The organism is uncultured Sulfitobacter sp., assembly GCF_947500075.1.
Lineage (GTDB): Bacteria > Pseudomonadota > Alphaproteobacteria > Rhodobacterales > Rhodobacteraceae > Sulfitobacter.
The window spans coordinates 212043-228815 of the sequence record NZ_CANMQS010000006.1 but is presented as its reverse complement, the minus strand read 5'-3'; the positions used below and the strand labels follow the sequence as shown (position 1 = coordinate 228815).

The following is a 16773-nucleotide window of genomic DNA, read 5'->3' as shown; positions in this document are numbered from 1 at the left end:
CGCCAGCAGTGCTTACCCCTGCACCACCCCTGTTGCACACCAATCGTCAAAAAATGCCAGTGCCGTTTCGGCAAAGATCGCGTCGTTGATGTGGCCCGCGACCTCGTGACAGGTGACCTGAGGTGGGCAGACGGTTCTCATCTCGCTCAGGAAGGCATCCAGACCGGCTTTGTCATGCAAATCCGCGCCTTCGCGGTCCCATTCCCCAAGGCCGTCCTGCGGCAAAAGAAGCGCTGTCGGGCCGGTTGCTGAGGCCAGCTGCGCGCCGTGGGCGCGGGCGACGGCTTTACGCTCTTTGATGTTCAGGACGATGGAGGTCAGCAAACGGTTGTGGGCGTGGCTGAGGTGGTCTTTCCATTTGTCCGGGATCGGTTTCCACCCCACGATGTCGACCAGATCATAGCATCCCGGCGCTACCAATTGCGGCGTGCCGTTGCGGCCTGCGTTGGTCAACCTGTCCGCTCCGGCAGAGATGTTGGAGCCGTGGATATGATTGCCCAGTTCTTGGGTGCAAAAGTCAAAGACGCAAGCGAACGCGCCCTGGGCTGCCAGGCTTTCAAAGGCGCGCCCGCCCATGCCGGTGGCGTGAAAGACGGCCACTTCGAAACCACGCTCTTCGAGGGCGGGTTTCAGGGTCACCATATATTTGAGCGCTGATTTGCCCAGGGATGTCATGCCGATCAGCGGTTTGGTGGGATCAGGGGCCTGTACCGCACGGGCGGCACCCAGCACAGCGCCTGCGGCTTGGCTGAGGGAGGCTTTGCAGACTGAGTTCAATCCATAGAGCCCGCCTGCCCAGAGGATCATCTGCGTGTCTGCGGCCAGCCGCTCGGCCGGGATCAGGGGAGAAAAGGATACGGTGGAGACGATGTACTTGGGCACACCCAGAGGCAGGGCCGCGCAGACATCCAGCGCCAGATCCGTGCCCATGGTGCCGCCCAGAACGACCATCCCGTCAAAACGTCCTTCAGCATAAAGCCGGGCTGTCAGCAGGGCGGCGCCGTTGGCCATGATCTGCATCGCGTGATTTTCGTCACCGCTGTCGATGGCCGCCTGAATGGAGCTTTCGCCCGCGCTGGCCACGTCATGTTTGCTGTAATCTGTCGGGGCTGAAGGATCGCCCAGAACGGAGACATCCATCGTGACAACCGTCCCGCCCTGCTGACGCATGACATCCGCCATAAATGTCAGCTCGTCATCCTTGGTGTCATAGGTTCCGATGATCAGAATGGTCTTGTCGTACATGAGGGGCTCCCGTTGTGGCGATCAGAGTTTGATCCAGGCGGTTTTGAGGTTGATGTACTTGTCCAGCGCATGCAGCGATTTGTCATGACCATTGCCGGATTGGCCGACACCGCCCAAGGGCACCGTGCCGTCTGCACCGCCGTATGTGTTGACGTGCATCACGCCCGTGCGCACGCCGCGCACCAAGCGGTGTGCGCGGGACAGGTTGGAGGTCCAGACACCGCCGGCCAGCCCGTAAGGGGTAGCATTCGCGATGCCGATGGCCTCGGCGTCGTTTGTGAACGGTGTCACGGCGAGGATGGGGCCGAAGACCTCCTGCTGTGACAGGCTGGCCTGCGGGGTGACATGTGTGACAACGGTCGGGGCCATGTAATAGCCGCCTGTTTCGCTCAGCAGGCGGTCGCCCCCTGTGGTCAGTGTGCCGCCTTCGGATTGGGCGGTGTCGACGAAACCGAGGTTCTGCAAAAGCTGCTGTTCGGAGTGTACGGCTCCGATGTGGCTGTCCATGTCCAGCGGATCGCCAACCCGCATGCCAGCGGCGATTCTCGAGACTTCGGCAACGAAGTCATCATGGATCGGGGCTTCGACCAGCAGGCGCGACCCCGCGACACAGACTTGCCCGGAGTTGCGAAAGATGCCCATTGCCGAGACCTTGGCGGCTTCATGCAGGTCAGGCGCGTCCGCGAAAACGATGTTGGGGGATTTGCCGCCCAGCTCCAGATACACCCGCTTGAGGTTGGACCGCGCGGCGTAGTCGAGAAGGCGGCGCCCGGTGGCACCAGACCCGGTAAAGACCAGCACATCGACGTCCATCGACAACCCCATCGCTTCGCCCACCACGGCGCCTTCGCCGGTGACGACGTTCAGCACGCCGGGCGGCAGGCCTGCTTCCAGCGCCAGTTCGGCCATGCGAATGAGCGTGAGGGACGCGCCTTCTGCGGGTTTGAGGACGACTGAGTTGCCCGTGGCCAGTGCCGGACCCAGTTTCCATGCGCCGATCATCAGCGGGAAGTTCCACGGGATGATCGCGCCCACAACGCCCACAGGTTCCTTGTGAATCAGGCCGAGCGTATCGTTTGGCGTTGGCGCAATCTCTCCATATACCTTGTCGAGCGCTTCGGCGTAGTAGCGGATCGTGCCTGCGGCGGACCCCGGTTCCGCCTTCAGGGCCATGCCGATTTCGGTGCCGTTGTCGCGCACGCCCAGCACCGCCAGTTTCGGCGCATTGGCTTCTATCAGTTCGGCCCATTTCATCAGGACCTTCTTGCGCGCGGCAGGTGGCTGACCGGCCCAGCGGCCATCTTCAAATGCAGCTCGGGCGGAGGCGATGGCGGCATCCATGTCTGCGGCCGTACCGCGCGCGATGGTGGTCAACCTGCTGCCGTCGATGGGAGAGATCACCTCCATCACCGCACCGTCTGACGCCGGGACCGCTATGCCCTCTATCAGGTGATGCTGCGGGGCGACGGGGTGCGCGCGCAGGGTGTTGATCTGGTCTTGGTTCATCATGCTCACCGCATTTGTGTGTCGTGAAGGTCGTGGTCATCGTCCGTTTGATGCGCCCGGATTTCCTTGATCAGCGTGCGCAGATGCAAGGCAAGGACCATCAGGATCATCGCAAAGATGATCATCGCAATGGGCCGGTCGATCATGTCCAGTGGCGTTTTCAGCCGGGGCAGGGCGGAACGCAGCTTCACCTCCATGATGCCGCCCAGCACCATGCCGAGGATGATCGGCACGATGGGCAGGTTCAACCGTTTCAGGATCAGTCCGAGCACGCCAAAGCCCGCCGCCAGCATGCAGTCGGTCAGGGAGTTCCGCAGCGAATAGACACCCACAAAAGACAGGATCAGGATCATCACCCCAAGGAACCGCGTTGGCACACGGATGATCTTGGTCAGCAGATTTGTGGAGACCATGAGAAAGCAGATCACCACCACGTTCAGCAGGATCAGCGCCAGATAGAGGCCGTAAACCAGATCAATGTTGTTCTGAAACAGTTGCGGTCCGGGGATGACGTTGTGCACGTAGAAGACCGACAGCATCATTGCTGTCAGTGCTTCGCCCGGTATGCCAAGCGCCAGCAATGGGATCATCGCGGCAGCGGGCACGGCGTTGTTGGCGGCTTCGGATGCGATCAGGCCGTCGGGCGCGCCTTTGCCGAAGGCGTCGGGGTTGGCGGAGGATTTTTGGGCGTAGGTGTAGCTCATGAACTGTGCGGTAAATTCACCCACGCCGGGGATCATGCCCATGATCACCCCGAGGCTGGAGGCGACACCGGCAACACGTTTGTGCTGCATCAGTTCCTTGAAACCTGCGGTCAGACTCCCGCTGACGGGTTTGGCATCGGGACTGCTGTCGGGGTTGGTGAGCAGGAAGAAAGCTTGGCTCAGCGCAAAGAGGCCCAGCACCACGACGATCAGGTTGATCCCGGAACTGAGAAAGCTCAGCCCGAAGGTATAGCGTTGGGTATAGGTGACCGCGTCCAGTCCAACGGTGTTGAGGAAGATGCCGAACATCGCCAGCATCCCTGCGGCAAAGATCTGCCCGCGGTGGGCCAGCACCACGAGGATGATGCCCAGAAGGGCGGCCAGAAAGATCTCTCTGCTGCCGAACATCGGGGCGATGATGGCCAGCACGGGGGAGAGCAGGATCAGGCAGAGGATGCCGAAGATTCCGCCGAAGAATGACGCGCTATAGGCAAGTGAAAGTGCCCTGCGGGCCTGACCCGCCTTGGTCATTGGGTAGCCGTCGTATGAGGTCAGCGCATTGACCGCTGTGCCCGGCGTGTTGATCAGGATCGCGGGGATTGCGCCGCCGTACATTGATGATCCGTAGATGCCCAGCAACATGGTCAGCCCGACGATGGGTTCAAGCGAGAAGGTCGCGGGCAACAGGATCGCGATGGCCACAGCAGGGCCGACACCGGGGATCGCGCCGATGATCACCCCGCCGACGGAACCCACCAGCAGCGCAATCATCACATCGACCCGCGCCAGCATTTCCGCGCCTGCAAGAAGGTTTTCCATCGCCCGCTCCGATCAGAAGTAGTTGAGCATGATCTGACGCAAGCCGTCCGGCAGGCTGTCATAGATTTGACCCGCTGGCAGTTTCACCTGCAAGAAGGTCTTGAACAAAAGCACGATCACTATGGCAGAGACGCCCGCCCAGAACAGGGCCCTGACACTGCGGTACCCCGCACGCAGGACAAGCAGAATGGCAAAGGCAAAGGTGGTTGGCAGATACCCGGCGTAGGGGACCGCGATGGCGTAGACAACGAACCAAAGGGCATATTCAATGGAGGCAATCCAAAGCCCGATCTCCCGCCAGCGCCCCTCCAGCCGTTCCGAAAGGGCGGAGCCGAACAGGTGCAGTGCGGCGAAACTTGTCATCAGGATCAGCGAAAGACCCGGCCAGAATCGTGGTTGAGCAAACAGTTTCCCACCGCTTTTCCATTGCGTCTGCGACAGCAGTTGCGACAGCAGAAACACCGCCACGATCAGCACAACCCAGGCAAAGACGATGTCTCCGGGGCGTCGGTATCTTTTGAACAGGCTCTGGAGTGTTTTCACGCGCGACATGTATCAGTCCCCTGTCGGCTGCGGTCAGGTCCGGGCCGCGTGTGGGCCCGGACGATGGGTCATGTGCGAATGCGCTACTCCAGCATCTCGCCAATGCGGCCAAGAGTGTCGATATCCTTGGCGATCTGTGCAGACACCTCGTCCGCACTTTGCCAATAGACCAGCGCGCCTGTTTCGGCGGCCAGCTTTTGCGCCCGGTCGGACATCACGGTCTTTTCCGCCACGGCGATGATCTTCGCCCGCACATCTGCCGGCGTATCCTTGTGCACGAAGAGGCCGTTCCACAGGGCGACATTCAGATCAGGTGCAAGCTCTGCCACGGTTGGTGTGTCAGGCGTCAGGGCGATCCGTTCCGACCCGATGGAGGCGAGGACTTTGACGTCATCCAGACAGGGCAGGATCAGTTGCAGCGTGGTGTTGATCACATCCACATCGCCAGAGGCCAGCGTGTTGCAATCCAGTGCGTCAAATGCCGCGTCGGACGCATAGGAAAAGCCCATTTCCTTGGCCAGTGCCATGGTCACCCGTGTTGGTACCAAGGGCGCGCCGAAGTGACCCAGAACTACGTCGTTGTCGCCCGCATGGGCGGCAAGACCTGCCATGTCGCTATATGGCGCATTGCCTCTTGTCGCGATGACGAACGGGTATGTCAGGAAGTTGCCCAAAGGCTCAAATGGATTGGGGTTCAGTTCGGGAATGCCGATCTGGGGTCCGACAACCGGAATGGCGATGATGAAGGATCCGACGGTGTATCCATCCGCAGGTGCGTTCGCCACTTCAATCGCACCGGGGAAGGGGCCACCGCCGCCGCCGGGCTTGTTCACGACCGCCGCTGCGACACCGTATGCTTCTTGAAAATCCTCCGCGATCATGCGGGTGAGGACATCTTCCAGATCACCCGGAGGCCAAGGCACCACGAACTCTACCGGCTTTTCTGGATATTCGGCCTGCGCGGCACCCGTCAGCGCGGTTGCAGCCAGCGCTGTCACCGCGAGTGTTTTTACAACTTTCAACATTTCATTCTCCCTGCGTGGTTCATTTAATGAACCGTTGTTGCAAAAAATAGTTTGCCTTGATAAATGGTTTCCGTCAAACTTTTTGTGTAAGCCGCGGATCGGGGAAAGGGTCGGATGTCTGTTGTTGCCAAAGCGATTGAGCTGCTCAGCCACTTTTCGGTGCGCAGGCCGGAGCTTGGTTTGTCGCAACTCTGCCGATTGGCAAAGCGCGACAAGGCGACCACCTATCGGCATCTTACGGCGTTGGAAGCGTTGGGCTTTCTGGAGCAGAACCCGGTGACAAAGGCGTATCGGATCGGTCCGGCCGTCCTGCATCTGGCTGATGTAAGAGAGGCCACGGTGCCCCGGCGTGACGGCGCAATGGTGCCGCTTCGGTTGCTGGCAGAGCAGACGGGAGAGACGGCTCATGTCTCGGTTCTGTCGGGTGTGGTGCTGCATGCGATGGCGCATAGCGAATCAACGCGGCACAGCACGCGCGCCGTTATTGACCTTCAGACCTTGCCGCTGCATGCGACGGCCTCTGGTATCTGCCTGCTGGCCTTCGGTTCTGATGAGCTGCGACATGCCGCACTTTCAAACCTCACGCCGTTCACACCGAACACGCCGACGTCCGAACAGCGATTGGACGCAGCAATCGCTGCTGCCAAGGCAGGCGGTTTTGGGGAATCCGATCGCGCGTTCGAGGATGAAATATACAGCCTTGCCGCCCCGGTTTATGATCGCACCGGTGAGATTGCAGGTGCTGTCGCCGTGGCCAGTGTCGCCAGCCGGATTACACCGGATGCCGCCCTTGCAATCAAGAAGGGCCTTACCCAAGCGGCCCATGAAATTTCGCACAATTGGGGTGGTTCCATTCCAGAGGAAATCCAGACCCTCTGGCAGACCACCCTTCACCCTACCAGCCGGGACATTGCCCAGAAAGTGCCAACGCCATGAAAGACTCGAACTTCCTCAAGGAAAACAACGCGCGCCATTTCTGGCATCCGATGACGTCCCATGATGACAGTCAGGCAACGCCGCCCAAGATCATCGTCAGTTCCGAAGGGGTGCGGATCAAGGACATCGACGGACATGATGTCGTTGATGCGGTGGGCGGTTTGTGGAATGTCAATCTGGGTTATTCCTGCCAGCCTGTGAAAGACGCGATTGCAGCGCAGTTGCAGACGCTGCCGTACTATTCGACCTTCCGGGGCACATCGAACGATGCGGTCATTGAGCTGTCATACGAATTGGCCGAGTTCTTTGCCCCTGACGGGATGAGCCGGGCGTTTTTTACCTCCGGCGGATCGGATTCGGTTGAAACCTCCCTGCGCCTTGCGCGCCAGTACCACAAGTTGCGGGGGGAGCCGGGGCGGGTGAAATTCCTCAGCCTCAAGAAGGGCTACCACGGCACACACATGGGGTGTGCATCGGTGAATGGCAATGCGAACTTTCGTACTGCCTATGAGCCGCTGATGCCGGGCTGTTTCCACATTCCCGCCCCGTACACCTATCGCAATCCGTTCAATGAAACGGATCCGGAGAAGCTGGCGCAGCTTTGCGCGGCGGCACTTGAGGATGAGATCGCATTTCAGGGGGCAAACACCATCGCGGCCATGATCATGGAGCCGATTCTGGGGGCCGGCGGTGTGATCGTGCCGCATCCGTCCTTTGCGCCAATGGTTGAGGAGATCTGTAACCGCCATGGCATTTTGCTGATCACGGATGAAGTGATTACCGCCTACGGCCGGACTGGCGCGTGGTCCGGTGCGCGGCTGTGGGGGATCAAGCCGGATATGATGGCCACGGCCAAGGCCATCACCAATGGGTTCTTCCCTTTCGGCGCCGTGATGCTGGGCGACAAGATGATTGAAGCGTTTGAGAACAATCCGGCAGCCAAGATCGGCCATGGCTATACCTATTCCGGCCATCCCGTCGGTGCGGCAGCCGCGCTGGCCTGTCTGGCGGAAACCAAACGTCTGAACGTGACAGAGAATGCTGCGGCGCGGGGCACGCAAATCTACGAAGGCTGCAAGGCGTTGATGGAGAAATACGAGATCATCGGCGATGTGCGCGGCGGCTACGGCCTGATGACAGCACTTGAGTTTGTCAGCGACCGCGCCACCAAAAAGCCCATAGACGCAGCGATTGCCAATACCATTCAGGAGGTTGCCTATCAGAGCGGGGCGATGATCCGGGTCTCGGGTCCGAACATGATCATTTCACCCTCACTGGTGCTGACGGAAGCAGATGCGCAGGTGATCCTTTCGGCCCTTGATGCCGGCTGTCAGGCGGCAGCGGCCGGGATGGAGTTAATCGAGGCGTCCCGGATCAAGTAGCGCCAGCAGATCCAGCAGTTGCTCATATTGCGCGTCACCCAACGCGGCCTTGAAGCCTGCGACGATCTGGACGGCCTGCCCGGCATAATCGTCGATGATTTTCTGCCCTTTCGGTGAGATGGCGATCATCTGTCTCCGGCGATCCTGCGCGTCTCGTGTTTGGGTGATCAATCCCTTGCTGTTCATGGATTGGGTGATCCGTGTCAGGCTGGGAAACAGAAGGCTGGCGCCCCGCGCAAGGGTTGAGGCGTCTTGCGGTCCGTGTTCAGCCAGAACGCGCAAAACCCGCCACTGCTGTTCGGTGATCCCGGTCTCCGCCAGCATATCCCGTATGGGCTGCATCACCCCTTCGCGCGCGCGGATCAGCGCAATCGGCAGGGACCGGTTCGTGGGCGGCAACTTCTTGGTCATTGGAGCCTCTATGCCTGCCTTCTGGTACAATAGGTGGTCTTGACAGTCAGGCTAAGTTATATTTAACATCACAACAATTAACATGTTAAGGGAAAGCCATGCCTCACTTCCACATCGAATATTCCGGCAATCTGGACGGGGTTGTGGATATGGGTGCGTTCTGTGAAGCGATCCGCGCTGCGGCTGCGGAGATAGAGGCCTTCCCTATGCCCGGCATCCGCGTGCGGGCCATACGGGTGGATCATTATGCAGTGGCGGATGGTGACCCCAAACACGGCTTTGTTGATCTGTCGATCCGCATCCGTGAAGGCCGCAGCGATGCGGTCAAGGCGGCGGCAGCTCAACACATCTTTGACGCTGCGCGCCGTTTTCTAGACCCTGCTCTGGTGCAGCATTCCATCGCCCTCTCGCTTGAACTGCGTGATATTGATGAGGCCCTGTCCCCCAAATACGGCACCATCCGTGACCATCTGGAGAAAACATCATGAGCGTTCTCGAACAGAACATCAAAAAGCTTCAGGGTTATCTGACCCGGTTTCAGGGGGGCGGAGTGATGAACCGGATTGCGGGTGTCGATCATGCGGGCAGCGGCGGGACGTTCGACAATACCTCTCCAGTTGACAAAGGCCTGATCTGCACGGTCGCAAGGGGGGCCGCCAGCGACATTGACCAGGCTGCCAACGCCGCCGCCGATGCCTTTGCCGATTGGCGCGACATGCCCGCGACCGAACGGCGCAAGATCCTGATCCGCATCGCCGAAGGGATCGAGGCCCGCGCTGAGGAGATCGCTCTGTGCGAATGCTGGGACACAGGCCAGGCGCTGCGCTTCATGTCCAAAGCTGCCCTGCGCGGGGCGGAGAACTTTCGCTATTTCGCCGATCAGGTTGTGCAGGCGCGCGACGGTCAGCATCTCAAATCGCCGACATTGATGAATGTCACGACCCGTGTGCCCATCGGTCCGGTTGGGGTGATCACGCCGTGGAACACGCCGTTTATGCTGTCCACTTGGAAGATCGCTCCGGCACTCGCCGCTGGCTGCACTGTTGTGCACAAGCCTGCCGAAGCCTCGCCCCTGACCGCCCGTCTGCTGGTGGAGATTGCCGAAGAGGCCGGATTGCCCCCCGGCGTGCTCAACACCGTGAACGGGTTTGGGGAAGATGCCGGCAAGGCGCTGTGTGAGCACCCCAAGATCAAAGCCATCGCATTCGTTGGCGAGAGCCGGACGGGCAGCATGATCACCAAACAGGGGGCCGATACGCTCAAACGCAACCATCTGGAGTTGGGCGGCAAGAACCCGGTGATCGTGTTTGAGGATGCGGACCTCGACCGTGCGCTGGATGCTGTGATCTTCATGATCTATTCGATCAACGGGGAGCGCTGCACGTCTTCTTCCCGCCTGCTGGTGCAGGACACGATCCGGGAGGCGTTCGAAGCGAAACTGACCGCGCGCGTGAACAACATCAAGGTCGGCCATCCGCTGGACCCCACCACAGAAATCGGCCCACTCATTTCGCAAGAGCACTATGACAAGGTGACGTCCTACTTCGACATCGCCAAACAAGACGGCGCGACGGTTGCGGCGGGTGGTGTGACGGTTGGCAATGACGGCTACTTCGTCCGCCCAACGCTGTTCACTGGCGCCACCAACGACATGCGCATCGCGCGGGAGGAGATTTTCGGCCCTGTCCTCACCTCCATTTCATTCACCACCGCAGAAGACGCGCTGCACATCGCCAATGACACTGACTATGGCCTGACAGGATACGTCTGGACCAATGACCTGACCCGCGCGATGCGGTTCACCGACAAGCTGGAAGCGGGGATGATCTGGGTCAATTCCGAGAATGTCCGCCACCTGCCCACGCCTTTCGGTGGGGTCAAAGCCAGCGGCATTGGCCGCGACGGCGGCGACTGGTCGTTTGAGTTCTACATGGAGCAAAAGCACATCGGCTTTGCCACCGGTCAGCACAAAATCCCGCAGCTCGGCGCGCTGTAGAAAAAGGAGGCGACATGCCCGTACCTGCCCCAAACCTCTACCCTGATTTCAACACCATCCGGTTGAGCCACGTCTGCCTGAACGTGTCGGATCTGGCCGCGTCCAAGACGTTCTATACGGACATCCTCGGCCTACAGGTGACGGATGAGACAAACAATCACGTCTACCTGCGCGCCATGGAAGAACGCGGTCATCACTGCATCATCCTGCAACGATCCGACGCGCCAGGCACGGTGGAGGTGATGGGATTCAAAACTTTCGATGACGCCGATCTGGACCGGGCAGAGGCGTTCTTTCAAGCCAAGGGGAGGCCCACTTCCTGGGTCGAACGGCCCTATCAGGGGCGCACATTGTTGACAGCTGACAACTTTGGCATCCCATTGGAATTCTATCATAAAATGGACCGGCTTGAGCCGATCCATCAGAAATATGCGCTGTATCGCGGGGTCAAGCCGCTGCGCATTGACCACTTCAATTGCTTCTCTCCGGACGTGGACGCATCGGTTGCGTTTTACAGTGACATGGGGTTCCGCGTGACGGAATATACGGAGGACGCAGAGAGCCAAAAACTCTGGGCTGCATGGATGCACCGCAAGGGCGGCGTGCATGACATGGCGTTCACCAATGGCACCGGGCCACGGATGCACCATGTGGCGTTCTGGGTGCCGACGCCGCTCAACATCATTGACCTCTTGGATCTGATGTCTACCACCGGATATGTCGACAACATCGAACGCGGGCCGGGGCGGCATGGGATTTCGAATGCGTTTTTCCTCTATGTCCTCGACCCCGACGGGCACCGGATAGAGATTTACTGTTCGGATTATCAGACCGTCGATCCCGATCTGGAGCCGATCAAATGGGACCTCAAAGACCCCCAGCGCCAGACGCTTTGGGGCGCACCCGCGCCGCGCAGCTGGTTTGAGAACGGCAGCCCGTTTGAGGGTGTCACACCACAGGAATCCGACCTCGCCGCCAGCCCGATCATCGCGCCATGAACTGGGATGAATTCGCCCATTGGGGCAAGCATATCGCTGACTGGGCTGCGGATTATCACAAGACGATTGGCGATCTGCCCGTGCGCGCCCAGACCTCGCCGGGGCAGATCGCAGCGCAGCTTGCCGCCACCGCCCCTGAAACTGGCGAAGCGATGGACGCTATTATGGCCGATTTCGAACGCATCGTGATGCCCGGCATCACCCATTGGCAGCACCCGCGTTTCTTCGCCTACTTCCCCGCAAATGCAGCCCCCCCGTCGATTCTGGCAGAGATGCTGGTCAGCACCCTCGCTGTGCAGTGCATGTTGTGGCAAACCTCCCCCGCTGCGACGGAAATGGAAGGTGTGATGGTGGACTGGCTTCGGCAGGCCATGGGGCTGCCGGATCATTTTACAGGTGTTACTCAGGACAGTGCTTCCTCCGCGACATTGTCCGCCGTCCTGACCATGCGCGAACGGGCGACCGGGTATACCGGCAACCGCGAGGGGTTGTCGGGCAAGGGCCATTTGCGGATCTATTGTTCGGAACAGGTGCATTCGTCGATTGACCGCGCCTGTTGGGTGGCGGGCATCGGGCAGGACAATCTGGTCAAGATTGGCCATGGCACCAGCGGTCATGCGTTTGAGATGGACCCCTATGAGCTCCAGTCGCGGATTACCGAGGATCGCAAGGCCGGACACACCCCGGCTGGCATCATCGCGATCACCGGGGGTACGGGGATCGGGGCCTGGGACTTCCTTGAACCGATCGCAGAGATTGCCAAGGCTGAAGACCTCTATACCCATCTGGATGCTGCCTGGGCCGGGGCGGCGATGATCTGCCCGGAATACCGCGACCAGTTCTGGGCGGGGGTCGAACACTACGACAGCATCGTGTTTAACCCGCACAAATGGCTGGGGACGCAGTTTGATTGTTCGGTGCAGTTTCTGGCGGATGCGAAACCGCAGCTGAACACGCTGAAGATTGAGCCGGAATATCTGAAGACCTCCGGCGATGCGGTGACGAATTACTCTGAATGGACCATCCCGCTGGGGCGGCGGTTCCGGGCGTTGAAGCTGTGGTTCCTGATGCGTTCCTATGGGCTGGAAGAACTGCGCAACCGGATGCGCAATCATGTACGGTGGGCGCAGGAGCTGTGCGAGGAAATCCGCGGGATGGAAGGGTTTGAGATTGTGACCGAGCCGATCCTGAGCCTGTTTACCTTCCGCTGTTCCGGCGACGATGCAGCACAACAACGACTGGTCGATGCGCTTAATGACGATGGGCGGATCTACATCACTCAAGGCATGCACGAAGGACGCAAGATGATCCGATTTCAGGCTGGCCAGTTTGAGACGACGCGGGAGGATGTGATGATGACGAAGGATGTCATTGCGGATGTTTGGGGGAAGCTGAGATGAAATTCGCGACCTATTCGGCGGGGGGAGAGACCTTCTACGGTGCGGTGACAGATGCTGGGATGATCGCGCTTAGCCCCGATTGCCCGCAGTGGCACACGTTGCTGGATGTGGTGCGCGCGGGGGCGTTGGATCAGTTGGCTGGGCTGACGGCTGGCAAGGCGGTGACGCATACCGAATTTGAATACGAGATGGTCCTGCCCAACGCGCCACGTATCCTGTGTGTCGGTGTGAATTTCCCCGACCGGAATGCAGAGTACAAGGACGGCTCGGATGCGCCGAAGTACATGTCGCTGTTCCCCCGCTTTGCCAGCGGGTTCACTGGGCATGGCCGCAATCTGGTGCGTCCGCCGGAGAATGAGACGCTCGATTACGAAGGCGAGGTGGCGATTGTCATCGGCAAAGGCGGGCGGCGGATTGCCGAAACCGATGCCTATGATCACATCGCCGCTTTGACGCTGTGCAATGAGGGGACAATCCGCGATTGGGTCCGGCATGCGAAGTTCAATGTCACGCAAGGCAAGAACTGGGACAAGTCCGGTGCGATGGGTCCGTGGCTGGTGCCGTTTACGGATGCCGCGCAATTGGATGACGCGCGGATCACGACGCATGTGAATGGGGAGCTGCGGCAGGATGATACACTGTCGCGGATGGTCTTCCCGATCCGTCGGGAGATCGCCTATATCTCCACCTTCATGACGTTGCAGCCGGGGGACATTATTGTCACCGGGACGCCCACCGGGGCAGGTGCGCGGTTTGATCCGCCTCGATATCTCAAGCCCGGCGATGTGGTGGAGGTGGCCGTCGAAGGCATCGGTGTGCTGCGCAATGGTGTAGAGGATGAAGTGGTATGACCCCTCAGGAACACGCCGCCGCCGCTGCGGATTTGCTGAACGCCGAGGCGACCGGGCGGCAGATTGGTCTGCTCAGCCTGCGGTATCCTGAGATGACCATGGATGACGCCTATGCCATCCAGCGGGCGATCTATGATCAAAAGCTGGCGCAGGGGCGGCATGTGATCGGGTGGAAGATCGGGCTGACCTCCAAGGCGATGCAGCAGGCGCTGAACATCGACATTCCCGATAGCGGGATCTTGTTTGACGACATGGTCTTTGACGATAACGCCGTGGTGCCCAAGGGGCGGTTCATCCAGCCGCGGATGGAGGCGGAGATTGCCTTTGTCATGAAATCCGCGCTGGGCGGGGCGGATGTCAGTCGCGCGGATGTGGTGGCGGCGACGGATTATGTGGCACCCTCGATCGAGGTGCTGGATACGCGCATTTTGCGGGTGGACCCTGAGACAGGCAAGACGCGGGTTATCTTTGACACCATCAGCGACAATGCCGCGAATGCGGGGATCGTGTTGGGCCCGCAGCGCCATGGGATTGAGGACGTTGATCTGCGCTGGGTCGGTGCGATTGTCAGCCGCAACGGGGAAGTTGAAGAGACAGGTCTGGGCGCAGGTGTGCTGAACGATCCGGTGGAAAGTGTGGTCTGGCTGGCGCGGCGGATGGCGCAGTATGGGCAGCAGATCGAAGTGGGGCAGGTGATCCTGTCGGGCAGCTTTATCCGGCCGCTTGAATGCCCCTCGGGGGCTGAGGTTCTGGCGGACTTTGGCAATTTCGGCAGCGTGCGCGTGGCTTTCGCCTGAAGCATCAGGGGCCGGTCAGGACCGTTGGATCAGGTGTCGGCACTGCGGTGTAGACGTCTGGACCAAGGTGAACCAACCCGCGCAGCATCAGCAGGTCTTTGTCGGCTTGGGACAGGTCATTGATGGCCGCAGCGACGGCATCAAAGACCTTTTGACGGTCAACCGACAGGCTACAGATGTAGGGCAGGCCGGGGGTGGGCGTGGTCTGGGCAAATGCCTCAACTTCTGCCCCGGCGTTGTGGTGAGCGCACAGGAGCCTCCATGTCACAGCATCAATGGCAGCGACATCCGCCACGCCGTCGGCAACAGCCTCGATTGAGGCGGCATGTGCACCGGTGATCCGCACTTGGCCTGCTGTGATCTGAGCGCTTTGCATTGCACTGGCGAGGGCCGCAAACCCGGATTGGGAGCCGTATTCGTTCAAGGCTACGGTCGCACCTGCAAATTCCCGCAGCGTATTGCGTGGATCATCGCGGCGCTTGATCAGCTGGGACATGTAGTATCCGGGCGCGCAACCGGGCACAGCATAGTCTGGCGTGCCGACAATCTGCACCTTCCTCGGCAGCAGTGTCCGGTAGGGCATGCCGCAGGTCTGGCTGAAAACCAGATCGGGGGCGCTCCAGAACGCAGTGCCGATGCCATTCTGGTTGAGGGCGTCCGGGGCGCTGACCCCTGCTGCCTGTAACGCTGTGCGGATCAGCGCCCAGTACCTTTCATGCGCGTCGCGCAAGGCAGGCAGGGCATACATGGGCAGGCTGGCGTGCATGGGGGGGTCCTGTGCAATTGTCGCGGCGAGTATGCGCCAAACCTGGCCCCGCGTCACGTTGCGTCGAACCATCAAACAACACATGCGTTTCTGTCGCAAAGGGCTTAGAAACAGGGCAACGGTTTGCCCAGTTCAAGGAAAGAGATCATGGAAGATATTGTCATTCTGGACGGCGCGCGCACCGCTGTTGGCACATTTGGCGGCAGCCTTGTCGCGACCCCTCCGACAGCTCTGGGGGTGCATGTGGCCAAAGCCGCGATGGCGCGTGCAGGCGTCAGCCCGGATCAGATTGGTCACGTGGCCATGGGGCATGTGATCAACACCGAACCCCGCGATATGTATCTGTCCCGCGTTACGGCGATCGAAGCGGGCATTCCCGACGGAACACCTGCGATGAACGTGAACCGTCTGTGCGGGTCCGGGTTGCAGGCGATTGTGTCTTGCGCGCAGAACCTGATGCTGGGCGATGCGGCATTTGCGCTTGCCGGTGGGGCGGAAAGCATGTCGCGCGGGCCGCATATCATGCAATCGGCACGCTTTGGTCAGAAGATGGGCGACACGGGTGCCGTCGATATGATGCTGAACGCGCTGATGTGCCCATTTGGCACCGGTCACATGGGTGTCACGGCAGAGAACGTGGCGAAGGAACACGGGATCACACGTGAAGATCAGGACGCCTTCGCGATGGAGAGCCAGCGGCGTGCACAGGCCGCAATTACGGATGGCGTTTTTGCCAGCCAGATCGCACCGATTGAGATCAAGGTGAAGCGACAGACCGCCATGTTCGATACTGATGAGCACCCCAAGGCAACCTCAATGGAGGCGTTGGCAGGCCTGCGCGCGGCCTTTGCGAAAGACGGCAGTGTGACGGCGGGCAACGCATCGGGCATCAATGATGGAGCCGCGGCGGTTGTGATGGCAACGGCGACTGCGGCGCAGGCTGCCGGGTTGAAACCGCGCGCGCGGGTGTTGGGCTATGCCCATGCGGGTGTTCGGCCCGAAGTGATGGGCATCGGGCCTGTCCCGGCTGTGCAGACGCTGTTGCAGAAACTGGACATGAAGGTCAGCGACTTCGACGTGGTGGAATCCAATGAAGCCTTCGCCGCGCAGGCCTGTGCCGTGTCCAAGGAACTGGGCTTCTCGGCCGAGCAGGTGAACCCCAATGGCGGCGCAATCGCATTGGGCCATCCGGTGGGGGCGACAGGTGCGATCATCATGGTCAAAGCGCTCTATGAACTGGAGCGGCGTGGCGGTGGTCGTGCGATCTGCACCATGTGCATCGGCGGTGGTCAGGGCATTGCGGTGGCGATTGAGGCGTTGTGATCAGCGGGTGTACTTCCCCCGGCTGATGGGATAGGCGGCAGCCTTTGACGCCTATCCCTCCCGACGAAAGA

Annotated in this window: 16 protein-coding genes; 9 read left to right on the top strand and 7 right to left on the bottom strand. The window is 60.3% G+C overall.

Annotated elements, in window-relative coordinates:
* Positions 1 to 12 precede the first annotated feature (12 nt).
* The 5 genes from Q1A91_RS18755 to Q1A91_RS18735 form a co-directional block, all read right to left on the bottom strand.
* A complete protein-coding gene (locus tag Q1A91_RS18755; protein WP_299881216.1) occupies positions 13 to 1245 on the bottom strand; it encodes a Tm-1-like ATP-binding domain-containing protein in 1233 nt (410 codons plus the stop codon).
* 21 nt (positions 1246 to 1266) lie between these two features.
* On the bottom strand, positions 1267 to 2751 hold the full coding sequence (locus Q1A91_RS18750; protein WP_299881402.1) for an aldehyde dehydrogenase: 1485 nt from the start codon (positions 2749 to 2751) through the stop codon (positions 1267 to 1269).
* 5 nt (positions 2752 to 2756) lie between these two features.
* Complete coding sequence (locus Q1A91_RS18745; RefSeq protein ID WP_299881212.1) at positions 2757 to 4274, bottom strand: tripartite tricarboxylate transporter permease; 1518 nt, start codon at positions 4272 to 4274, stop codon at positions 2757 to 2759.
* 12 nt (positions 4275 to 4286) lie between these two features.
* Positions 4287 to 4826, bottom strand: a complete 540-nt coding sequence (locus tag Q1A91_RS18740) for a tripartite tricarboxylate transporter TctB family protein (protein WP_299881209.1) — start codon at positions 4824 to 4826, stop codon at positions 4287 to 4289.
* Positions 4827 to 4900: 74 nt separating this feature from the next.
* Positions 4901 to 5842: a tripartite tricarboxylate transporter substrate-binding protein gene (locus tag Q1A91_RS18735; RefSeq protein WP_299881206.1), complete on the bottom strand. Its 942-nt coding sequence runs from the start codon at positions 5840 to 5842 to the stop codon at positions 4901 to 4903.
* A gap of 114 nt (positions 5843 to 5956) precedes the next feature.
* Between Q1A91_RS18735 and Q1A91_RS18730 the strand changes: the two genes are divergently transcribed.
* Together Q1A91_RS18730 and Q1A91_RS18725 are read left to right on the top strand one after the other, a co-directional pair.
* Entirely contained in the window at positions 5957 to 6778 is an 822-nt protein-coding gene (locus Q1A91_RS18730; RefSeq protein ID WP_299881203.1) for an IclR family transcriptional regulator, read from the top strand.
* Positions 6775 to 8160 carry an aminotransferase class III-fold pyridoxal phosphate-dependent enzyme gene (locus Q1A91_RS18725; RefSeq protein WP_299881200.1) on the top strand — a complete coding sequence of 462 codons (1386 nt, stop codon included), beginning with the start codon at positions 6775 to 6777 and terminating at the stop codon, positions 8158 to 8160. The genes Q1A91_RS18730 and Q1A91_RS18725 overlap by 4 nt, the downstream gene beginning before the upstream one ends.
* On the opposite strand, the gene hpaR is transcribed toward Q1A91_RS18725, so the two are convergent.
* On the bottom strand, positions 8134 to 8571 hold the full coding sequence (hpaR, locus tag Q1A91_RS18720) for a homoprotocatechuate degradation operon regulator HpaR (RefSeq protein ID WP_299881197.1): 438 nt from the start codon (positions 8569 to 8571) through the stop codon (positions 8134 to 8136). The genes Q1A91_RS18725 and hpaR overlap by 27 nt on opposite strands.
* A 98-nt stretch (positions 8572 to 8669) precedes the next feature.
* On the opposite strand from hpaR, the gene Q1A91_RS18715 reads away from it, so the two are divergent.
* From Q1A91_RS18715 to hpaH, 6 genes are read left to right on the top strand one after another with little or no spacing between them, the layout of a single operon-like run.
* Positions 8670 to 9059 (top strand): 5-carboxymethyl-2-hydroxymuconate isomerase, encoded by a 390-nt coding sequence (locus tag Q1A91_RS18715; protein WP_299881194.1) that lies wholly within the window; start codon positions 8670 to 8672, stop codon positions 9057 to 9059.
* Complete coding sequence (gene hpaE / locus Q1A91_RS18710; RefSeq protein WP_299881191.1) at positions 9056 to 10567, top strand: 5-carboxymethyl-2-hydroxymuconate semialdehyde dehydrogenase; 1512 nt, start codon at positions 9056 to 9058, stop codon at positions 10565 to 10567. Before Q1A91_RS18715 ends, hpaE begins: the two co-directional genes overlap by 4 nt.
* Before the next feature lie 14 nt (positions 10568 to 10581).
* Positions 10582 to 11565, top strand: a complete 984-nt coding sequence (hpaD, locus tag Q1A91_RS18705; RefSeq protein WP_299881188.1) for a 3,4-dihydroxyphenylacetate 2,3-dioxygenase — start codon at positions 10582 to 10584, stop codon at positions 11563 to 11565.
* Positions 11562 to 12965, top strand: coding sequence for a pyridoxal-dependent decarboxylase (locus Q1A91_RS18700; protein WP_299881185.1), 1404 nt, complete (start codon positions 11562 to 11564; stop codon positions 12963 to 12965). The genes hpaD and Q1A91_RS18700 overlap by 4 nt, the downstream gene beginning before the upstream one ends.
* Complete coding sequence (locus Q1A91_RS18695) at positions 12962 to 13816, top strand: fumarylacetoacetate hydrolase family protein (protein WP_299881182.1); 855 nt, start codon at positions 12962 to 12964, stop codon at positions 13814 to 13816. The genes Q1A91_RS18700 and Q1A91_RS18695 overlap by 4 nt, the downstream gene beginning before the upstream one ends.
* Complete coding sequence (gene hpaH, locus Q1A91_RS18690) at positions 13813 to 14613, top strand: 2-oxo-hept-4-ene-1,7-dioate hydratase (RefSeq protein WP_299881179.1); 801 nt, start codon at positions 13813 to 13815, stop codon at positions 14611 to 14613. The genes Q1A91_RS18695 and hpaH overlap by 4 nt, the downstream gene beginning before the upstream one ends.
* A 4-nt stretch (positions 14614 to 14617) precedes the next feature.
* On the opposite strand, the gene Q1A91_RS18685 is transcribed toward hpaH, so the two are convergent.
* Complete coding sequence (locus Q1A91_RS18685) at positions 14618 to 15379, bottom strand: PhnD/SsuA/transferrin family substrate-binding protein (protein WP_299881176.1); 762 nt, start codon at positions 15377 to 15379, stop codon at positions 14618 to 14620.
* A gap of 147 nt (positions 15380 to 15526) precedes the next feature.
* Between Q1A91_RS18685 and bktB the strand changes: the two genes are divergently transcribed.
* Positions 15527 to 16702 (top strand): beta-ketothiolase BktB, encoded by a 1176-nt coding sequence (gene bktB, locus Q1A91_RS18680; RefSeq protein WP_299881173.1) that lies wholly within the window; start codon positions 15527 to 15529, stop codon positions 16700 to 16702.
* Positions 16703 to 16773 lie beyond the last annotated feature (71 nt).